The sequence below is a fragment of the Bifidobacterium anseris genome, assembly GCF_002860345.1.
GTDB classification, from domain to species: Bacteria; Actinomycetota; Actinomycetes; order Actinomycetales; family Bifidobacteriaceae; genus Bifidobacterium; species Bifidobacterium anseris.
Genome location: NZ_NMYC01000001.1, coordinates 315996 through 334263 on the forward strand (window position 1 = coordinate 315996; position 18268 = coordinate 334263).

13 protein-coding genes are annotated in these 18268 nt (G+C 66.9%); 9 read left to right on the plus strand and 4 right to left on the minus strand.

Annotated elements, in window-relative coordinates:
• The first annotated feature begins 153 nt into the window (after positions 1 to 153).
• From CGZ88_RS01295 to CGZ88_RS01310, 4 genes are all read left to right on the plus strand, one after another.
• A complete protein-coding gene (locus CGZ88_RS01295) occupies positions 154 to 618 on the plus strand; it encodes a nucleoside 2-deoxyribosyltransferase (RefSeq protein WP_034523738.1) in 465 nt (154 codons plus the stop codon).
• Between the two features lie 107 nt (positions 619 to 725).
• On the plus strand, positions 726 to 872 hold the full coding sequence (locus CGZ88_RS01300) for a lipid transporter ATP-binding protein/permease (RefSeq protein ID WP_081664039.1): 147 nt from the start codon (positions 726 to 728) through the stop codon (positions 870 to 872).
• A gap of 169 nt (positions 873 to 1041) precedes the next feature.
• Positions 1042 to 3474: a carbon starvation CstA family protein gene (locus CGZ88_RS01305; protein WP_101670905.1), complete on the plus strand. Its 2433-nt coding sequence runs from the start codon at positions 1042 to 1044 to the stop codon at positions 3472 to 3474.
• Positions 3471 to 3680, plus strand: coding sequence for a CstA-like transporter-associated (seleno)protein (locus CGZ88_RS01310; protein ID WP_026645027.1), 210 nt, complete (start codon positions 3471 to 3473; stop codon positions 3678 to 3680). Before CGZ88_RS01305 ends, CGZ88_RS01310 begins: the two co-directional genes overlap by 4 nt.
• A 137-nt stretch (positions 3681 to 3817) precedes the next feature.
• Here the strand turns inward: CGZ88_RS01310 and CGZ88_RS01315 are convergent, their stop codons facing one another.
• Complete coding sequence (locus CGZ88_RS01315; RefSeq protein WP_243390028.1) at positions 3818 to 5179, minus strand: glycoside hydrolase family 3 N-terminal domain-containing protein; 1362 nt, start codon at positions 5177 to 5179, stop codon at positions 3818 to 3820.
• A gap of 264 nt (positions 5180 to 5443) precedes the next feature.
• Between CGZ88_RS01315 and CGZ88_RS01320 the strand changes: the two genes are divergently transcribed.
• The 4 genes from CGZ88_RS01320 to mfd all read left to right on the plus strand — a co-directional run bounded on the left by CGZ88_RS01320 (position 5444) and on the right by mfd (position 13528).
• Positions 5444 to 8629, plus strand: a complete 3186-nt coding sequence (locus CGZ88_RS01320; protein ID WP_026645025.1) for a UPF0182 family membrane protein — start codon at positions 5444 to 5446, stop codon at positions 8627 to 8629.
• Positions 8630 to 8776: 147 nt separating this feature from the next.
• Positions 8777 to 9289, plus strand: coding sequence for a GNAT family N-acetyltransferase (locus CGZ88_RS01325; protein WP_026645024.1), 513 nt, complete (start codon positions 8777 to 8779; stop codon positions 9287 to 9289).
• 80 nt (positions 9290 to 9369) lie between these two features.
• The gene (gene pth / locus CGZ88_RS01330) at positions 9370 to 9969 is read left to right on the plus strand and encodes an aminoacyl-tRNA hydrolase (protein ID WP_026645023.1); all 600 of its coding nucleotides are present in this window, start codon (positions 9370 to 9372) and stop codon (positions 9967 to 9969) included.
• A complete protein-coding gene (gene mfd / locus CGZ88_RS01335; RefSeq protein WP_101670906.1) occupies positions 9959 to 13528 on the plus strand; it encodes a transcription-repair coupling factor in 3570 nt (1189 codons plus the stop codon). Before pth ends, mfd begins: the two co-directional genes overlap by 11 nt.
• A gap of 128 nt (positions 13529 to 13656) precedes the next feature.
• On the opposite strand, the gene CGZ88_RS01340 is transcribed toward mfd, so the two are convergent.
• From CGZ88_RS01340 to CGZ88_RS01350, 3 genes are all read right to left on the minus strand, one after another.
• Positions 13657 to 14382, minus strand: a complete 726-nt coding sequence (locus tag CGZ88_RS01340; RefSeq protein WP_101670907.1) for an ABC transporter ATP-binding protein — start codon at positions 14380 to 14382, stop codon at positions 13657 to 13659.
• Positions 14379 to 15377 (minus strand): ABC transporter substrate-binding protein, encoded by a 999-nt coding sequence (locus tag CGZ88_RS01345; protein ID WP_026645021.1) that lies wholly within the window; start codon positions 15375 to 15377, stop codon positions 14379 to 14381. Before CGZ88_RS01345 ends, CGZ88_RS01340 begins: the two co-directional genes overlap by 4 nt.
• Before the next feature lie 259 nt (positions 15378 to 15636).
• Positions 15637 to 16524, minus strand: a complete 888-nt coding sequence (locus CGZ88_RS01350; RefSeq protein WP_101670908.1) for an ABC transporter permease — start codon at positions 16522 to 16524, stop codon at positions 15637 to 15639.
• Positions 16525 to 16902: 378 nt separating this feature from the next.
• On the opposite strand from CGZ88_RS01350, the gene eno reads away from it, so the two are divergent.
• Positions 16903 to 18195, plus strand: a complete 1293-nt coding sequence (gene eno / locus CGZ88_RS01355) for a phosphopyruvate hydratase (RefSeq protein ID WP_026645019.1) — start codon at positions 16903 to 16905, stop codon at positions 18193 to 18195.
• Positions 18196 to 18268 lie beyond the last annotated feature (73 nt).

Below are 18268 nucleotides of genomic sequence, written 5' to 3' on the forward strand. Positions count from 1 at the left end.
GCTTCGTCCCGTCGTCCGCCCATCGTCCGCGCTCCTTACGTCGTCTTTTTACGGCCATCCATTCTAGATTCGCGCATGTGGACGCGCCAAGGACGATATTGCTTACAGCCGATTGCCCGCGCGTCGCAACATGCGCGCGCTTCAATGGGGGCTATGGACAACTTTGAGACCAATCAGAACGTGCATTTCACCTCATCCAAGCCGATTTACGACTTCTACGTGGCCGGACCCTACGAGACGGCCGAGCAGGTCGAGAGCATGGAGCGCCTCGAGCGCGTGCTCAAGAGCCGCGGCAAGAACCTGTATCTGCCGCGCTTCGCGATGGATGTCAACGTCGACGGCCCGCAGGCCGTCTTCGAGGACCGCATCCGCGCGATCGGCAACTGCGCTGCGCTCATCGCGAACTTCGATGACAAGGACCCGGGCACGATCTTCGCGATGGGATACGCTTACGCGCTCGGCAAGCCGGTGTACGCGTACTGCGAGGGCATCCTGCCGAACGCCCGCATCAGCCTGATGGTCGACCAGGCGGCCACCGCCGTGCTCGACGGCCCCGCCGATCTCGAGAGTCTGCTCGATTCGGGCCGCGTCAAGCCGCTCAAGCTCGACCAGTGCTGAGATAGCCGCTGAGATATTCCGGGCCGGTCCGCGCCGTCCCGGAATATCATCGTGTGCGATGACGAACAAGGACGACGCCCCCACGCTATGAGCCGCCGTGCGCCGATGTGATCGAGCGCGCCCAGACGGCGCGCGGCGACGCCGACCTCATCCTGTACATGGAGCACGGCGACATCATCGAGCACGGCACGCACGACGAGCTGCTTGCCCAGGGCGGCGCCTACGCGCGTCTCTACGAGTCGCAGTTCGCGTGAGGATGATGATGTCAGTGTGGTCGGTGAGTTCATCCATGAGCGAAATCTGACCATATACTGAAACGCCGAAGATGTCGTAATCCACGGTCCCTACTGTGTTGCCCGCGCCGGCCGTCCCACGGACGGGCCGGCGCACATTATGAGAGAGGCATCCCAAGAAGGAGACACGATGGACACCGCGGCTTCGGCGGCATCGCAACCCGCGCCACAGATGGCGTACACACCCGAGGAGGAGCGGCGCGTCATACGCAATACGCGCGGGCTCCCGATCGGCATCAGGCCGAAGATGGTCTGGACATGGCCCAAGGCGATTATCTGGGCGCTCGTCGCGATCACCTGCGCGATCGGCTGGTCGGTGCTCGCGCTCGCGCGCGGCGAGAGGATCAGCGCCGTCTGGTTCCTCGTCGTCGCGCTGTGCTCGTACGCGATCGCCTACCGCTTCTACGCGTACTACATCCAGATCAAGATCATGCGCACCAACGACGCGAACGCGACGCCGGCCGAACGCGTCCACGACGGCGCGAACTTCGAACGCGCCGACCGCCGCGTCCTGTTCGGCCAGCATTTCGCCGCGATCTCCGGCGCCGGTCCGCTCGTCGGCCCGATCCTTGCCGCGCAGATGGGCTACCTGCCGAGCGTGCTGTGGATCATCCTCGGCGTCATCTTCGCCGGCGCCGTCCAGGACATGCTCATGCTGTGGATCTCGGCGAAGCGCCGCGGCCGCTCCTTCGGCCAGATGGCGACCGACGAGATGGGCAAGGTCGGCGGCGTCATCATCTCCGTCTTCCTCGTCGTCGTCACCGCGATCGCGATGGCATTCCTCGCGCTCGTCGCGATCAAGGCGATGGCGAGCTCGCCGTGGGCCGTGTTCTCCCTCGGCATGACGATCCCGATCGCGCTGATCATGGGCTGCTACGAGCGCTTCCTGCGCCCGGGCCGCGTCATCGAGACGACGGCGCTCGGCTTCGTGCTGCTCGTCGCCGCGATCGTCGGCGGCGGCATGATCGCCTCCAACCCGACGCTCGCGCCGATCTTCACGCTCGACGCCAAGCAGCTCGTCGTCGCGCTCGTCGTCTACTCCTTCGCCGCCGCCGCGCTGCCGCACTGGCTGCTCGTCACGCCGCGCGACTACCTGTCGACGCTGATGAAGATCGGCACGCTCGCGCTGCTCGTCGTCGGCATCGTCATCGCGAACCCGCAGGTGGACATGCCGGGCATCAGCACGCTCGCGGCCCGCTCGGACGGCCCCACGTTCTCCGGCAACCTGTTCCCGTTCCTGTTCATCACGATCGCGTGCGGCGCGCTCTCCGGCTTCCACGGCGCCGTATCCTCCGGCCTGACGCCGAAGGCCGTCGAGAAGGAGAACCAGATCCGCATGATCGGCTACGGTTCGATGCTCGTCGAATCGTTCACCGCGATCATCGCGCTCATCGCCGCGATCACGATCAGCCAAGGCGTCTACTTCTCGCTCAACATGAGCGCGCCGCAGATCAAAGCCGCCGCCGGCTCCGCGTATTCAGCCTCCGCCTCGCCCGAGCAGAACGCGGTCGCCGCTGTGGGAAACATGGACGTCAAGGACATCGAAGGCAACCAGATGCAGGTGACATGGCAGTCGCACGGCACCACCTACAAAGGCGCCGAGGCACTGACCCAGGCCGCGCATGACGTGGGCGAGGAGAGCATCGTCTCGCGCACCGGCGGCGCGACGACCTTCGCGATCGGCATGGCGAACTTCCTCAAGTCGTATCTGGGCGGCGAGGGGACGATGGCGTTCTGGTACCACTTCGCGATCATGTTCGAGGCGCTGTTCATCCTGACGACCGTCGACAACGGCACGCGCGTCGCGCGCTACCAGATCGGCGACCTGCTCGGCAACGTGCGCGGGCTGCGCCGCTTCGCCGACCCCACATGGCGCCCCGGCAACCTCATCACGACCTTCATCGCCACCGCCGCATGGGGCACGATGCTCTACATGGGCGTCGCCGACGCCAACGGCGGCATCAACGCGATGGTGCCGATCTTCGGCATCTCCAACCAGCTGCTCGCCGCCGGCTGCCTGATGCTCGTCACCGTCTGCGTCGTCAAGGCCGGCCTGACGAAGTACGCGTGGATACCGGCCGTCCCGCTCGTCTGGGATGTCGCCGTCACCTTCACCGCCGACTTCCAGAAGATCTTCGACCCGCAGCTCGGCTACTTCGCGGCCGCCTCCGCATGGCGCGCGAAGATCGACTCCGGCGCGCTCGACCCGGCTGCGCTCGCCGCCGCGCACGCCTCGTTGTCGAACGCGTACCTCGACGGCGCGCTGTCGGTGTTCTTCCTCGTCATGATGACGGCATTCCTCGCCGTCGGCCTCAAGGTGTGCGTCGCCACCGTGCGCTCGCGCCGCTACGGCGCCGAGTTCACGAGCGAGGAACCCTTCGTCGAATCGTCGTGGTTCGCGCCCTCCGGACTGTTCGCCACGAAGCTCGAACGCAAGGCGCGCGCCGAATATGAGCTGATGACCGGCACGGCCGCGCACGTCGACGAACGCCGCGACGAGGATCTCGACGATGACGCCGAGGCGCGTCCGTTGGCCGGTGTGGCGGTTGGGGTACCGGCATGACGGGCGCCCCGGCCGCGTGGGCCGCACGGTTGTGGCGCGGCGTCGTCTGGTATCTGCGTGAGCTGAGTGGCGAGGCGCGCTACGACCACTACGTCGAACGGATGCGCCGCGAGCACCCCGACCGTACGCCGCTGGGTGAACGCGAGTTCCTGCGCGAGCGCGAACGCCACGAGCGCGAGCATCCGAACACGAGCTGCTGCTGCTAGCGCGGTCGCCGTACACACCGAGAATGCGCAAAGGCGCGGGAGACCTGATTGGTCTTCCGCGCCTTTGCGCATATTCGTATAGTTATCCATCAAGCCGGCGGCGTCCGTGGCCGTATCTTCCGCCCGTTCTGCGGCCGTCAGCGGATGAGGCCCAGACGGATCTTCATCGCGACGACGCGCGTCGCCGACGCGGCGATCTTGTCGGCGAAGGCCGCGTCCGAGGACGCCCGCGCGCGCAGGCCGGAAAGGATCGGCGCCGTGTACGATGGGTCGTTGATGCAGGCGACGTCGCCGCCGGCCTCGACGAGCCGTACGCCCAGCTGCGTCGGATCGACGTCGCCGACGGCGCTCGCCGACAGCGAATCGGAGATGACGACGCCGTCGTAGCCGCCGCGCCCGCGCAGCAGATCGGTGACGATCGTCCGCGAGAACGCCGCCGGCACGCCCGGGTCGAGCTTCGTGTATGAGGCGAGCGACATCATGACCATCGCCGGACGGCCGCTCCTGATCGCCTGCGTGAACGCGGCCACCTCGGGGCCGTCAGCGTCGGTCGTCGTGTCGACGATGCCGTCGGCCGTGAAATCGGTGTTGCCGGTGACTGAGCCGAGGCCGGGGTAGTGCTTGACGGCCGTTGCGACGCCGGCGCCGCGCATGCCTTCGATGAACGCGGTCGCATGGCGCGCGTCGCCGTCCGCGTCGAGGCCGAAGTCGCGGTCGAGTGCGCCGATCGGCGCGTTCGAGGCACGGTCGATCGTCACCGTGTCGACCGACGGGGCGAGGTCGACGTCGACGCCGGCGGCGTGCAGCTGGCCGCCCCAGCGCCGGCTGTCCTCCCTGAGCGCGTCCGTCGAGAGGCGCCCCTGTTCGAAGGCGCTCGGCATCGTCTCGAAGCCGGGACCCTGCAGATGCTGCACGAGGCCACCCTCCTGATCGGTGGCGACGAGGATCGGCGTGCCGTCGCCGGCGTAGCCGCGCAGCGCGTCGGTCGACTGGCGCACACCGTCAACGCCGTTCGACCAGTTGCCCATGAGGATGACCGAGCCGACATGGTCGTCGCCGATGAGCGAGGCGAGCGCCGACGGGTCGGTGCCGGCTGCGAGCGGCGCCATGACGAGCTGCGCGGCGCGCTCGTTGGGGCTCATCGCGTCGACGATCCGCTGCGCGCGCACGACGGCGTCGTCCTTGCCATCCTTGTTCGCGTCGCCGTCCTTCGTTGCATCGTCTTTGTTCGCGGCGTTGTCCTTTGTCGCATCATCCTTGGCTGGCGTACCGTCCTTGTTCGCGGCTGCCGTCTGATGCTGTGTGGGCGTGGTGGAGGAGGGACTCGTCGCGCTCGCCGACGCGGAGGCCTCGATGCGGGCGCGGTGGCGTGCGCCGGCGACGGCGGCGGCCGACAACGCGAGCGCGAGCGCGACGACCGCCGTGACGACGATTGCCATGATGCGTCCGGTGCGTCCCCGGACCTCGTCCCTGCCGTGCCTGCCGTTGCGCTGTGCCATGTGCATGCCCCCTTCCGCCCGCAAGTGTCGCGCGCCGTGTGTCTGTAACGAAACGATGTATGCCCTGAACGCCGTATGTCCCTTGACGATGTCGCGCGCCGGCGCCCGAAGCGGCCGGCGCGTTCCGTGAGCCCAGTCTAGCAAGCGGCCCGGCACGTCCCCGGCGCACCCAGCCGCCGCGCGGGCTGGGCATGTCGCACACCTTTCACGCATCCTTCACGCATCGGCCTGTGGTTCTTCGTCATGATTCTGTAGACTGGTCGAATGTCTTTCTTCGATTTCGGCCCCATGTTCGGACAAGGGCCGCATAAGCGCCCCCATCGTTCCGACGCCGCCAACGACGATCCGATCGTGATCAACATCGAGACCGACGGCGAGGACGCCCACGCCGCCTCGGGCACGCCGCCGACCGCGCCGCCGCGCATCACGCGCCGCGCGCCGTCAGGAGGCTCGAACCGCGGCTATAAGATCCTCATCGGCGTCGTGCTCGCGCTCGCCGTCGTCGTCGGCCTGTTCTTCGCGATCGCGTCCTTCGCGACCGACGTCATGTGGTACGACCAGCTCGGCTTCTCGAGCGTCGTCTGGACGCTGCTCGGCACGCGCGTCGGCGTGTGGATCGTCTACGCGCTGCTCATGGTGCTCGTCACCTACATCGCCGCGACGCTCGCGATCCGCGCACGTCCCGACTTCGCCGACGGATCGACGATCCGCATCAACGGCGACACGATCGAGATCGGCCGCGGCGTCTCCTCGAAGAACGCCCGGCGCGTCGCCGTTGGCGTCTCGCTCGTCGCGGGGCTGCTCTTCGGTTCGCGGTTCAACTCGAACTGGTCGCAGATCCTGCTCATGTTCCACGCCAAGCGCTTCGGCGTCGCCGATCCGCAGTTCGGCATCGACAACGGTTTCTACGTCTTCGTACTGCCGGGCCTGTCGCTGCTGCTGTCCGCGCTGTCGGTGCTGCTGTTCGTCGCGCTCGTCTTCTCGATCGTCACGCATGTGGCGATGGGCGGCATCCGCTTCACGATGCCGAAGCACGGACGCAGCATCTTCTCGATGACGCGTCGCGCGCGCCGCCAGATCGCGATCTGGCTGATGGCGTGGATGTGCTCGTGGGCCGTCAACCAGGCGCTGTCCGTCTTCTCGACGCTCACCGCCGAAGGCGACCGCATCACCGGCGCGACCTACACGGCGGTCAACGCGTCGATCCCGATCACCTTCATCCTCGCCGCCGTCACCGCGATCGCCGGCGTCGTGCTCGGCGTGTGGCTCATGCGTTCGCCGGCGCTCACCGACGCCGCCTCGGCGAAGACGGCGCCGCTGACGAGCGCGTGGAAGGAGTGGCGCGTCCCGGCGATCACCATCGCGTCCTGCCTCGTGCTGTCGCTGCTGCTGTCGTCGCTGTGGCCGGCGCTGCTGCAGCGCTTCCGCGTTAACCCGAACGCCCAGGAGATGGAATCGACGTACATCCAGCGCAACATCGACGCGACGCGCGCCGCCTACGGGCTCGGCAACGTCAAGACCGAGGAATACAAGGCCACGACGAAGGCCGAGGCCGGCGCGCTGCAGCAGGACACCGAGACGACGGCGCAGATCCGTCTGCTCGACCCGCAGATCGTCTCGCCGACCTTCAAGCAGCTGCAGCAGATGAAGCAGTACTACACCTTCGCGGACACGCTGGCGGTCGACAAGTACGACATCGACGGCGTCAACCAGGACACCGTCATCGCCGCGCGCGAGATGGACCTGTCCGGCAACGACAACCGCAACTGGGTCAACGACCACACCGTGTACACACACGGCTACGGCATCGTCGCCGCCTACGGCAACCGCGTGACGCGCGACGGCCAGCCGGAGTTCTTCGAATACGGCATCCCCACGCAGGGATACCTGACCGACACGCAGCACTACGAGCCGCGCATCTACTTCTCGCCGAACGCGCCCGAATACTCGATCGTCGGCGCGCCGGAGGGCACGAAGTCGTGGGAGTTCGACTATCCGACCTCCGGCGCCGAGGGCGCGACGACGACCTTCGACGGCGACGGCGGCCCCAGGCTCGGCAACATCATGGCGCGCCTGTTGTACTCGATCCGCTTCGGCTCCGACCAGATCCTGTTCTCCGACCGCGTCAACGCCGATTCGCAGATCCTCTACGACCGTTCGCCCAAGGAGCGCGTCGCGAAGGTCGCGCCGTACCTCACGCTCGACGGACGCGTCTACCCGGCCGTCGTCGATGGGCGCGTCAAGTGGATCATCGACGGCTACACGACCTCTGACCGCTACCCGTATTCGCAGATGACCGATCTGGCGTCGGCGACCGAGGATTCGACGACGGTCTCGTCGTCGTCGGTGGCCGGACTGAGCTCGAAGCGCGCGAACTACATCCGCAACTCGGTCAAGGCGACCGTCGACGCCTACGACGGTTCGGTGGACCTGTACACGTGGGACGAGTCCGACCCGGTGCTCAAGGCGTGGCAGTCGATCTTCCCGGCGAACTACCATCCGATGTCCGAGATCTCGGGTGACCTGATGGCGCATATGCGCTATCCGGAAGGCATCTTCAAGGTGCAGCGCCAACTGCTCGCGAAGTACCATGTGACGCAGGCGAGCCAGTTCTTCTCCGGCGAGGACTTCTGGCAGACGCCGGTCGACCCGACCGAGTCGAAGGCGCAGCAGGCGCACGACGTGCTGCAGCCGCCGTACTATCTTACGCTCAAGACCGGCGGTTCGAAGGAGCCGGTGTTCTCGCTGACGAGCACCTACATCCCGGCGGGCGCGAGCACGCGCGAGATCCTCACCGGCTTCCTGTCGGTCGATTCGGACGCGGGACGCACGAAGGGCGTCAAGGGACCCGACTACGGCACGATCAGGCTGCAGGAGCTGCCGAAGGATTCGAACGTGCCGGGCCCGGGTCAGGCGCAGAACAACTTCAACGCCGACGCGGACGTCTCCAAGGAGCTTAACCTGCTCGAATCGGGTTCGACGCAGATCGAACGCGGCAACCTGCTCACGCTGCCGCTCGGCGGCGGCCTCGTCTACGTCGAGCCGGTGTACGTGAAGTCCTCCGGCCAGACGAGCTACCCGTTGCTCAAGAAGGTCCTCGTCGCCTTCGGCGACAAGGTCGGTTTCGCCGACACGCTCGACGCGGCGCTCGATCAGGTCTTCGGCGGCGATTCGGGAGCATCGGCCGGCGACGCGGACAACACGGCGTCTCCGGGCGGCTCCGACGCCGCGAAGCCCGGTCAGGATGCCGGTTCCTCGTCGGGGTCGTCGGATTCGTCGGGGTCGTCCGGCACGACGCAGGACCCGGCCCTCAAGTCGGCACTCGACGACGCTGCGAAGGCGCTTAAGGATTCGGACAAGGCGATGAAGTCCGGCGACTGGAGCGCGTATGGCGAGGCGCAGAAGCGCCTCGAGGAGGCGATCGGCAAGGCGATCGAGCTCGAAGGCTGACACTGAGCGGCATCAGCCACAACAAACACAACCGGGGCGTCCCCGCCCGGTGCATGCATGGGCAGCACCGGGCGGGGACGCCCCGGTTTGCGTCGCTCGGCGAAGCGCACGGCGGCGAATTCCGCGATGTGGCTATGCTATGACGTTATGACCACTTACAGCTACAGGCAGGCCACCGACGAGGATGTGAGCGTCGTCACCGACGTCTACAACGAAGCCATCGTCGAGGGAGGATCCACGACCGACCTCGTACCGGTCGGCTACGAGGAGCGCAACGCGTGGATCGACAAGCACCGCGATCCCTACGCGGTGTTCGTCATCACCGCCACCGACGAGGACGGCACGCGCCGCGACGTCGGCTTCGCGGCGATCTCGGCGTTCTACCACCGTCCCGGCTACGACGGCGTGTGCAGCCTCGCCTACTATATCGCCGACGACGCGCGCGGCAGGGGAGCGGGTTCCTTCGCGATGCGCATGCTGCTTGACGAATGCGCGGCGCGTGGCATGCGGCGCGCCTGCACGACGATCTTCGCCGACAATTCGGCCTCCACGGGCCTGTGCGAACGCTTCGGCTTCACCCGCTACGGCTGGATGCCCGACGTGGCCTACGATTCGCGGCACACGCTGCACGGGATGAGCTACTGGTACATCGACCTCTGAGGCGCGGCGACCGGACGATCTGACGGCGATCCAACAGAAGACAATACGAAACACAAGAACACAACGGAAAAGAGCGACACATGGCATCGGACTACTGGCTCATCGCAGGACTGGGCAACCCGGGCGCGAAATACCGCAACACGCGGCACAACATCGGCTTCATGACCGTCAACCTCCTCGCCGAACGCTGGAGCGTGCGCTTCGCCAATCACAAGGGGCTCGCCGACCTCGGCAAGGGCGTGATGACGATGGGCGACAAGCGCCAGAAGTTCTTCCTGTGCAAGCCGCTGACCTACATGAACGATTCGGGGCAGGCCGTCCAGTCTGTGCGCGAGTACTATCACATCGACGTCGACCGCATCATCGTCATCCACGACGACATGGATCTCGAATTCGGCCGCATCAAGCTCAAGTCGGGCGGCTCGGCCGGCGGACACAACGGCATCAAATCCATCGACCGATGCCTGCACACGCCCGACTACGCGCGCGTGCGCATGGGCGTCGGCCACGCGAGCCGCTCCGGCGACGCGCACGACAACACGATCAACTGGGTGCTCGGCGAATTCAACGCCGCGCAGAGGAAGCAGCTGCCCGAATTCCTCGCCGACGGTGCCGACGCGGCCGAGACGATCGTCTTCGACGGGCTGACGAAAGCGCAGGACCGCTTCAATGGCCGCTGACGACACCGCAACCACCACCGTTGGCGCACGCGGCACGATCGACGGTGCGCTGACGGAACTGCGCGCGCGCCTCGAAGCCGACCCCGCCTTCCACGATTTGGCGCACGGCCTGATCGAAGCGGACGCCGAGGTGGGCGAGCCGATCCTGTCCATCGGCGCGCCCGACGGCATCCGTCCGGCGCTCGCCTCCGCACGCGCCACGCTGTCGCCGATCGTCGTCGTCGTGCCGTCGGGACGCGAGGCCGAGGAACTCGTCGACGACATCCGCTCGTGGTACGACGGCGACCCGGCCGCCGTCGCCCAGCTCGAAGCATGGGAGACGCTGCCGCACGAACGCCTCTCGCCGCGCGCCGACACCGTCGCCAACCGTATGGAGGTCTTCCGCAGGCTGTGCCATCCCGAGGCGGGCAGCGCAATGTTCGGCCCCATCCGCATCCTCGTCATGCCGGTACGTTCGCTGATTCAGCCGGTCGTCGCCGGCATCGGCGACGTCAAGCCGCTTGTCTTCGCGCTCGGCGAGCGGATCGCGCTCGACGAGGCCGCGGCCGCGCTCGTGCGCAACGCCTACACGCGCGTCGACCTCGTCATGGACCGCGGCGAATTCGCCGTGCGCGGCGGCCTCATCGACGTCTTTCCGCCGACGATGCCGCATCCGGTGCGCATCGAGTTCTTCGGCGATGACATCGACTCGATCCGCGAATTCCACGCCTCCGACCAGCGCACCTACGGCCCGCAGATCAAGTCCGTCTGGGCGACGCCGTGCCGCGAGGTGCAGCTCACCGAGCAGATCCGCGAGCGCGCGCGTTCGCTCGTCGGCCGCATCCCGAACGCCGACGACATGCTCGAATCAATCGCGCAGGCGATTCCCGTCGAGGGCATGGAATCGCTGCTGCCGGCCCTCGTGGACGACATGAGGCCCGTCTCGTCGATGCTGCCGAAGGACGCCGTCGTCATGCTGTGCGACCCGGAGAAGCTGCGCCGTTCGGTCGACGACCTAGCGAAGACCGCCAATGAGTTTCTCGCGACGAGCTGGCACGTCGCCGCCGCCGGGCACGGCGCCGGCGCGCCGATTGACTTCGAGGGCGCGAACTTCCTCGACTACGACGAGGTCGTCTCCTCGCTCGCGTACAGCGAACGCGAACTGTGGAGGATCAGCGGGTTCACCGTCGACTCGTCGCTGCCCGGGCATGTGCAGATCGATGCGCAGACACCCAAGGCGTTCCGCGGCGACGAGCGGCGCACCGAGCAGGGCGTGCGCGCGCTGCTCGACGACGGCTACGACGTGACGGTGACGGCCGCCGCCCAAGGCACGCTGCATCGTCTTGCGCGCATGCTCAACGCCGTCGGCGTCGCCAATTTCACGGCCGTGCGCTCGCAGGCGCGCGACGGCTTCGTCGACGCGGCCGCGAAGACCGCGCTGCTCACCGAACGCGACCTGACCGGCCGCGAAAGCGTCGCCGGCGGCCCCAAGACGCCGCGCAAGCGCCGCAAGTCGATCGATTTGATGGAACTCAAGCCGGGCGACTTCGTCGTGCACGAACAGCACGGCATCGGCCGTTTCGTCGGCATGCGCCAGCGCACGACCGGATCGGGACGCAACCGCACGACGCGCGAGTACCTCGTCATCGAATACGCGCCGAGCAAACGCAACGCGCCGCCGGACAAGCTGTTCATCCCGACCGACCAGCTCGATCTCGTCAGCAAGTACATCGGCGCCGAGATCCCCAAGCTCAACAAGCTCGGCGGCTCGGACTGGGCGGCGACGAAGGCGAAGGCGAAGAAGCACGTCCACGAGATCGCGCAGAACCTCATCAAGCTGTATGCGGCGCGCCAGCGCACGAAGGGCTTCGCGTTCAGCAAGGACACGCCGTGGCAGAAGGAGCTCGAGGACGCCTTCCCGTACCAGGAGACCGCCGACCAGCTCACGACGATCGACGACGTCAAGGCGGACATGGAGAAGCCGGTGCCGATGGACCGCCTCATCTGCGGCGACGTCGGCTTCGGCAAGACCGAGATCGCCGTGCGCGCTGCTTTCAAGGCCGTGCAGGACTCCAAGCAGGTGGCCGTGCTCGTGCCGACGACACTGCTCGTCCAGCAGCACTACGAGACCTTCACCGAACGCTTCGAGGGATTCCCGGTCACCGTCGCGGCGATGAGCCGCTTCCAGAGCACGAAGCAGATCAACGAGACGATCAAGGGACTCGCCGACGGCAGCGTCGACGTCGTCATCGGCACGCACAAGCTGCTCAACCCGAAGATCAAGTTCAAGGACCTCGGTCTCGTCATCATCGACGAGGAGCAGCGCTTCGGCGTCGAGGCGAAGGAGGCGCTCAAGGCGATCCGCACGAACGTCGACGTGCTGAGCCTGTCGGCGACGCCGATCCCGCGCACGCTTGAGATGGCCGTCACCGGCATCCGCGAGATGTCGACGCTCGCGACGCCGCCGGAGGACCGCCTGCCGGTGCTCACCTACGTCGGCGCCTACGAGGACGCGCAGGTCACGGCGGCGATCCGGCGCGAGCTGCTGCGCGGCGGTCAGGTCTTCTACATCCACAATCGCGTCGAGGACATCGACAAGAAGGCCGCGAAGCTGCACGAGCTTGTTCCCGAGGCGAGAATCGGCATCGCGCATGGCAAGATGGGACGCAAGCAGCTCGACCAGATCATCCGCGACTTCTGGCATCGCGACATCGACGTGCTGTTGTGCACGACGATCGTCGAGACCGGTCTCGACATCTCGAACGCGAACACATTGATCGTCGACCACGCCGACCGCTTCGGCCTCAGCCAGCTGCACCAGCTGCGCGGACGCGTCGGCCGCGGCCGCGACCGCGCCTACGCGTACTTCCTGTACGACCCGGGCAAGCCGATGACCGAGCAGTCGCACGAGCGTCTTGTGACGATCGCGCAGAACACGGCGCTCGGAAGCGGCTTCGACGTGGCGATGAAGGACCTCGAGCTGCGCGGTACCGGCAACCTGCTGGGCGACGAGCAGAGCGGGCACATCGAAGGCGTCGGCTTCGACCTGTACGTGCGCATGGTCTCCGAGGCGATCGAGGACTACAAGGAGCCCGACCGCGTCGAGCCGCCCGTCGTCACGATCGACCTGCCCATCGAGGCGTCGATCCCGGTCGACTACATCGATTCGGACAAGCTGCGCCTCGAAGCGTACCGCAAGCTCGCAGAGGCGAGGAACGACGACGATCTCGAGGAGCTGCGCGAGGAGCTCACCGACCGCTACGGCGAGCCCCCGCAGGTTTTCACGTCGCTATTCGGCATCGCACGGCTGCGCGAGCGCGCCCGGGACCTCGGGATCACCGAGATCGTTGGCCAGGGCGGCAAACTGCGCGTCGGGGGCATCGACCCGCCCGAATCGGTACGCATGCGCATCGAACGCATCTACAAGGGCGCGCAGTACCGGCCGCTCACGCACACCTACACGATTCCGACGCCTTTCGCCGGATCGCTCGGATCGGGGTCGATGGATTCCGGCGAGGTCATCCACTGGGTTAGCCAGCTGCTCGACGACCTCGCGTGGACGCCGAAGCCGCGCGTCTGACGCACGACGCAGCCGACGGGTAGGCCAGATATCGTGAAGGCCGCACAAGGCATTCCTGTGCGGCCTTCACGATATATCGGCGCATCGGGCACTATGACCGGCGCCAACTGTGGTTGTCGACGGTTCCGTCACCCGCGCAATGCGCGGTGCAGCCGTTCCTCGAGCGCCTGATGGTCGTACGGACGTCCCTGGACGTCGAGACTCGAACGGTCAGCGCGCACCTCATCGCGGATGCGGCCGTCGGCGAGCACGAGGATGCGGTCCGCGAGCCGTACCGCCTCGGCGATGTCATGGGTGACGAGCACCGTCGCGAACCCAAGCCGTGCACGCAGTCCGGCGAGCAGATCCTGCATGTCAAGCCGTGTGAGCGCGTCGAGCGCGCCGAAGGGTTCATCGAGCAGCAGCAGCCGCGGCCGGCGCGTCAACGCCCGGGCGAGCGAGACACGCTGCCGCTGGCCGCCGGACAGCTCAGCCGGCAGTTTGTCTGCGGCGTCGGCCAGCTGCACCTGATCGAGCGCGCGCACGGCGAGCGCCTTGCGTTCGCGGCGTGTCATACGGCCGCGGTCGGCGTCGATGCCGAGCGTCACGTTGTCCCAGATGCGCAGCCACGGGACGAGTCGCGCGTCCTGAAAGCCGAAGGCGACGCGCGGCTCGGTGCGCACGTGGCCGCGGTCCGCGTCGATCAGACCGGCGATGATGCGCAGCAGCGTCGACTTGCCGCAGCCGGAGCGGCCGATGAGTGCGACGGTCTCGCCTGCGTTGACGCGCAGGTCCACGTCGTCGAGCACGGTGCGTCCGTCGAAGGCCTTGCATACGTCGTCGATCGCGACGGCGGGCGTCACGCCGCCGCTCATGCGCCGCAGTCCATCGTCGCGGCGGCGATGTCGGGCATCGTGTCGATGAAGCCGAAGTCCACGTATTCGCGGGCCTGCGCCTCGAGCATCGCGCGGCCGTCGGCGTCGATCGGCAGGATCGTCGGCACGTCGAAGTGCGCGATCTGGTTGGCGACCTCCTCGGATGCTCCGAAGTGCCGGTAGGCGTCGGTGATAATCTCTGGACGCTTCGCCGCGGCCTCGGACTCCCTGACGAGCGCCCGGTACATCGCCTTGACGGCGTCGGGATGTTTCGTCGCGAAGTCGCGCGAGACGATATGGATCGAGACGTTGTGGTTGTCGTAGTCCTTGCCGTTGGCGAGCAGCTTCGCGCCCGGCGTGGCCATCGCCGCCGCGAGGTTCTGGTCGAAGGAGGAGAGCGCGTCGATCTGCCCGGAGGTGAAGGCCGCCTGGAAGTTGCTCGGGCTCATCTCGACGACGTCGACGTCGTCGACGTCCACGCCGCTGCCTTCGAGGGCCTTGTGCAGCACGTAGTCGCCGGTGCCGCCGCGTTTGATGATCGCAACCTTCCTGCCCTTGAGGTCGTCGAGTGATTCGACGCCGGAACCGGGGGCGGCGACGATGCCCTGTGAGTCGCCGTCGTAGTATTCGATTGCGAAGGCGGTCCACGGCTGTCCCTGTGCGAGGAAGTTGATGAACGATCCGGTGCCGGTGCTCGTTGCGTCGGCGTTGCCGGACAGGACGGCGGCGTAGGCGTCGGTCGGGTTGTACGGACCGGTGAATCGCACGTCGGTGCCCGCCATCGCCTCGTCGAGGAAGGGCTCGTCGCGCACCGTCGTCAGATAGTTCGCCGTGGACAGATAAGCGACGCGCATCGTGGCGCCGTCGCCCGCCTGCGCCGACGACGTGCCGCATGCGGCGGCGCCGGCGAGCAGCGCGGCGGCGCAGACGGCGGCGAGCAGGCGGCGCGGGTGGGAAGCGGATGAGCGGAATCGGGAAGTGGATGTGAATGACATGGTGTCTCCTTGTGGGTATGGTCGTGGGCATGGCCGCGCGGCCGCGTCGCCTCGCCATGGTCGGTCGTCGTACCATGAGCGGTCGTCGTGAACGGCATGGTCGTCGTGAACGGCGCGACGGCTCGGTCGGCCGACGTCGATGACGAATCGGTCATACGGTCATGCGGAATCGGTTGATGATGGGGCCGCATCGGTCGATGGCGGTCCTGAAACGAACAATGAACCCTGCGGAAGTCCGCGGGGAAGGGGGAGTACGACGTCAGCCGCGCACGTGCGCCAGCCGTTCGAGCGCTCCGACGATCCATTCGCTGAGCAGTCCGAGCGCCGCGTACAGCACGATGCACAGCACCATTTGGTCGGTGCGGAAGAACTGCTGGGCGCGCGCGAGCAGATAGCCGATGCCGGCCGACGAGTTCACGGTCTCACAGGTGACGAGTGCGATCCATGAGACGGTGATCGCGAACCGCAGTCCGGTCATGAACTGCGGCAGCACGCCGCGCATCAGGATCTTCGTGAAGACGGCGCGCCGCGGCATCCGGTAGGCGCGGGCGAGCTCGAGCAGTCCCGGGTCGATCGCGCGCACGCCGTCGCGGACGTTGACGTAGACGAGTGCGAACGCGCCGGTTGCGATGAGCGCGATTTTCATCGCCTCGCCGATGCCGAGCATGACGATGAGCAGCGGCGCGAGCGCCGGGAACGGGATCGCGCGCAGCATATGGACCGGCTTGTCGATGAGTGCGTCGCCGAGGCGGCTCGCGCCCGAGACGACGGCCGCCGGCACGGCGAGCGCCACGCCGACGGCGAGGCCGGTGAGCACGCGCAGCACGCTGACGCGCACTGATGGCCACAGCACGCCTTCGTCGCACATCGTCACGAAGGCGGCGGCGACCTCGGCGGGGGAGGGCAGCGCGCGCGTGCCGGCAGGCGAACGCGTGCACAGCGCCCACAGCGCGAACAACGCGAGCGTGGAGGCCCATGCGGCGCCGATGTGGACGGCGCGCCGGGTCCATGCGGGCAGCGACGGCGTGTGCAGGGACGTTGTGGACGGCGAAGTCGTGCGCGGCGATGTCGATGATGATGCGCACGGCGATGGGGACAACGACGGCGCGTCGGATATGACGGCGCCGTCCTGTTGCGGAACGGACATGACATTCCCTTCGATAGCATTGCCTATTTCAGGTTCGACGAGTGTGATCTCAGCCCAGCCGATCCGCTTTCCCAGCCGTCGTCGCGGGCAGTCCGCGGCGACGGGGTCCAGCACATGTTTGAGATCATGGCCCGGGCACCCCGTGTCGGCATCCATTGTTGCCAAAGGCGTTGGACAAAGGTCTCGATCGACGGCGTTGGGCAGTGCGGACGGATCCGTATGGTTTTCGGCTCGTGGGTGCGGCCCGTCCGTGGTCGCGCGGCGGGACGCGCCGATCTGGGAGCGCTCATAGTTTTCGTAGACGGGAAGTTGCGAATCGTCCAACAACGGCATTACTCTTGCAAATGTCATCACAACCCGTACACACAAGGAGCAGTTGTGGCAGCAATTGAAAGCGTGTATGCACGCCAGATTCTTGATTCCCGTGGCAACCCGACCGTCGAGGTCGTGCTTGACACCGAAGACGGTGCCCGTGGCATCGGCCTCGTGCCGTCCGGCGCGTCGACCGGCGAGGCGGAGGCCTGGGAGCGTCGCGACGGCGACAAGTCCGTCTACCAGGGCAAGGGCGTCCTCGGTGCGGTCAAGGCCGTCAACGAGGAGATCGCTCCGAAGATCATCGGCATGGACGCCACCGACCAGCGCGCGCTCGACGACCTGATGATCGAGCTCGACGGCACCCCGAACAAGGGCCGTCTCGGCGCCAACGCGATCCTCGGTGTCTCGCTCGCCGCCCTCTACGCGGCCGCCGAGACTGCCGAACTACCGCTCTATCGCTACATCGGCGGCACCAACGGCCACATCCTGCCGGTTCCGAACATGAACATCATGAACGGTGGCGCGCACGCCGACTTCGCGACCGACATCCAGGAGTACATGATCTCCCCCTACGGCTTCGAGACCTACTCGGAGGCGCTGCAGGCGGGCGTCGAGGTCTACCACACCCTCAAGAACGTCCTCAAGAAGCAGGGTCTGGCCACCGGCCTCGGCGACGAGGGCGGCTTCGCTCCGAAGATGAAGACCAATGAGGATTCGCTCAAGTACATCATGGACGCGATCTCGGCCGCCGGCTACGAGCCGGGCAAGCAGATCGGCATCGCGCTCGACGTCGCCTCCTCCGAGTTCTACAACAAGGAGACCGGCAAGTACCACTTCGACGGCGAGGACCGCGACTCGGCCTACATGCTCGACTTCTACGAGAAGCTCGTCGACCAGTTCCCGATCGTCTCCATCGAGGATCCGTTCCAGGAGGAAGGTTGGGAAGACTGGGCGAAGATCACGAAGGCGCTCGGCGACCGTCTGCAGTTCGTCGGCGACGACCTCTTCGTCACCAACCCGGTGCGCCTGAAGAAGGGCATCGACATGGGCGCGGGCAACTCGCTGCTCGTCAAGCTCAACCAGATCGGCACCGTCTCTGAGACCCTCGACGCGATCGAGCTGGCCACGAAGAACGGCTTCACGTCGATGGTCTCCCACCGTTCCGGCGAGACCCCGGACACGACGATCTCCGATCTGGCCGTCGCGAAGAACACCGGCCAGATCAAGACCGGCGCCCCGGCCCGCGGCGAGCGCATCGCCAAGTACAACCGCCTGCTCGAGATCGAGGAGGAGCTCGGTTCGACCGCCGAGTACGCCGGCTACAGCGCCTTCAAGGCCTGCAAGCAGTACATGTGATCATGCCGGCCGCATGATGACCATCGTCGTCGTGTGACCGTCGCGTGAACGCTTCAGCCCGCCGCATCCGCTC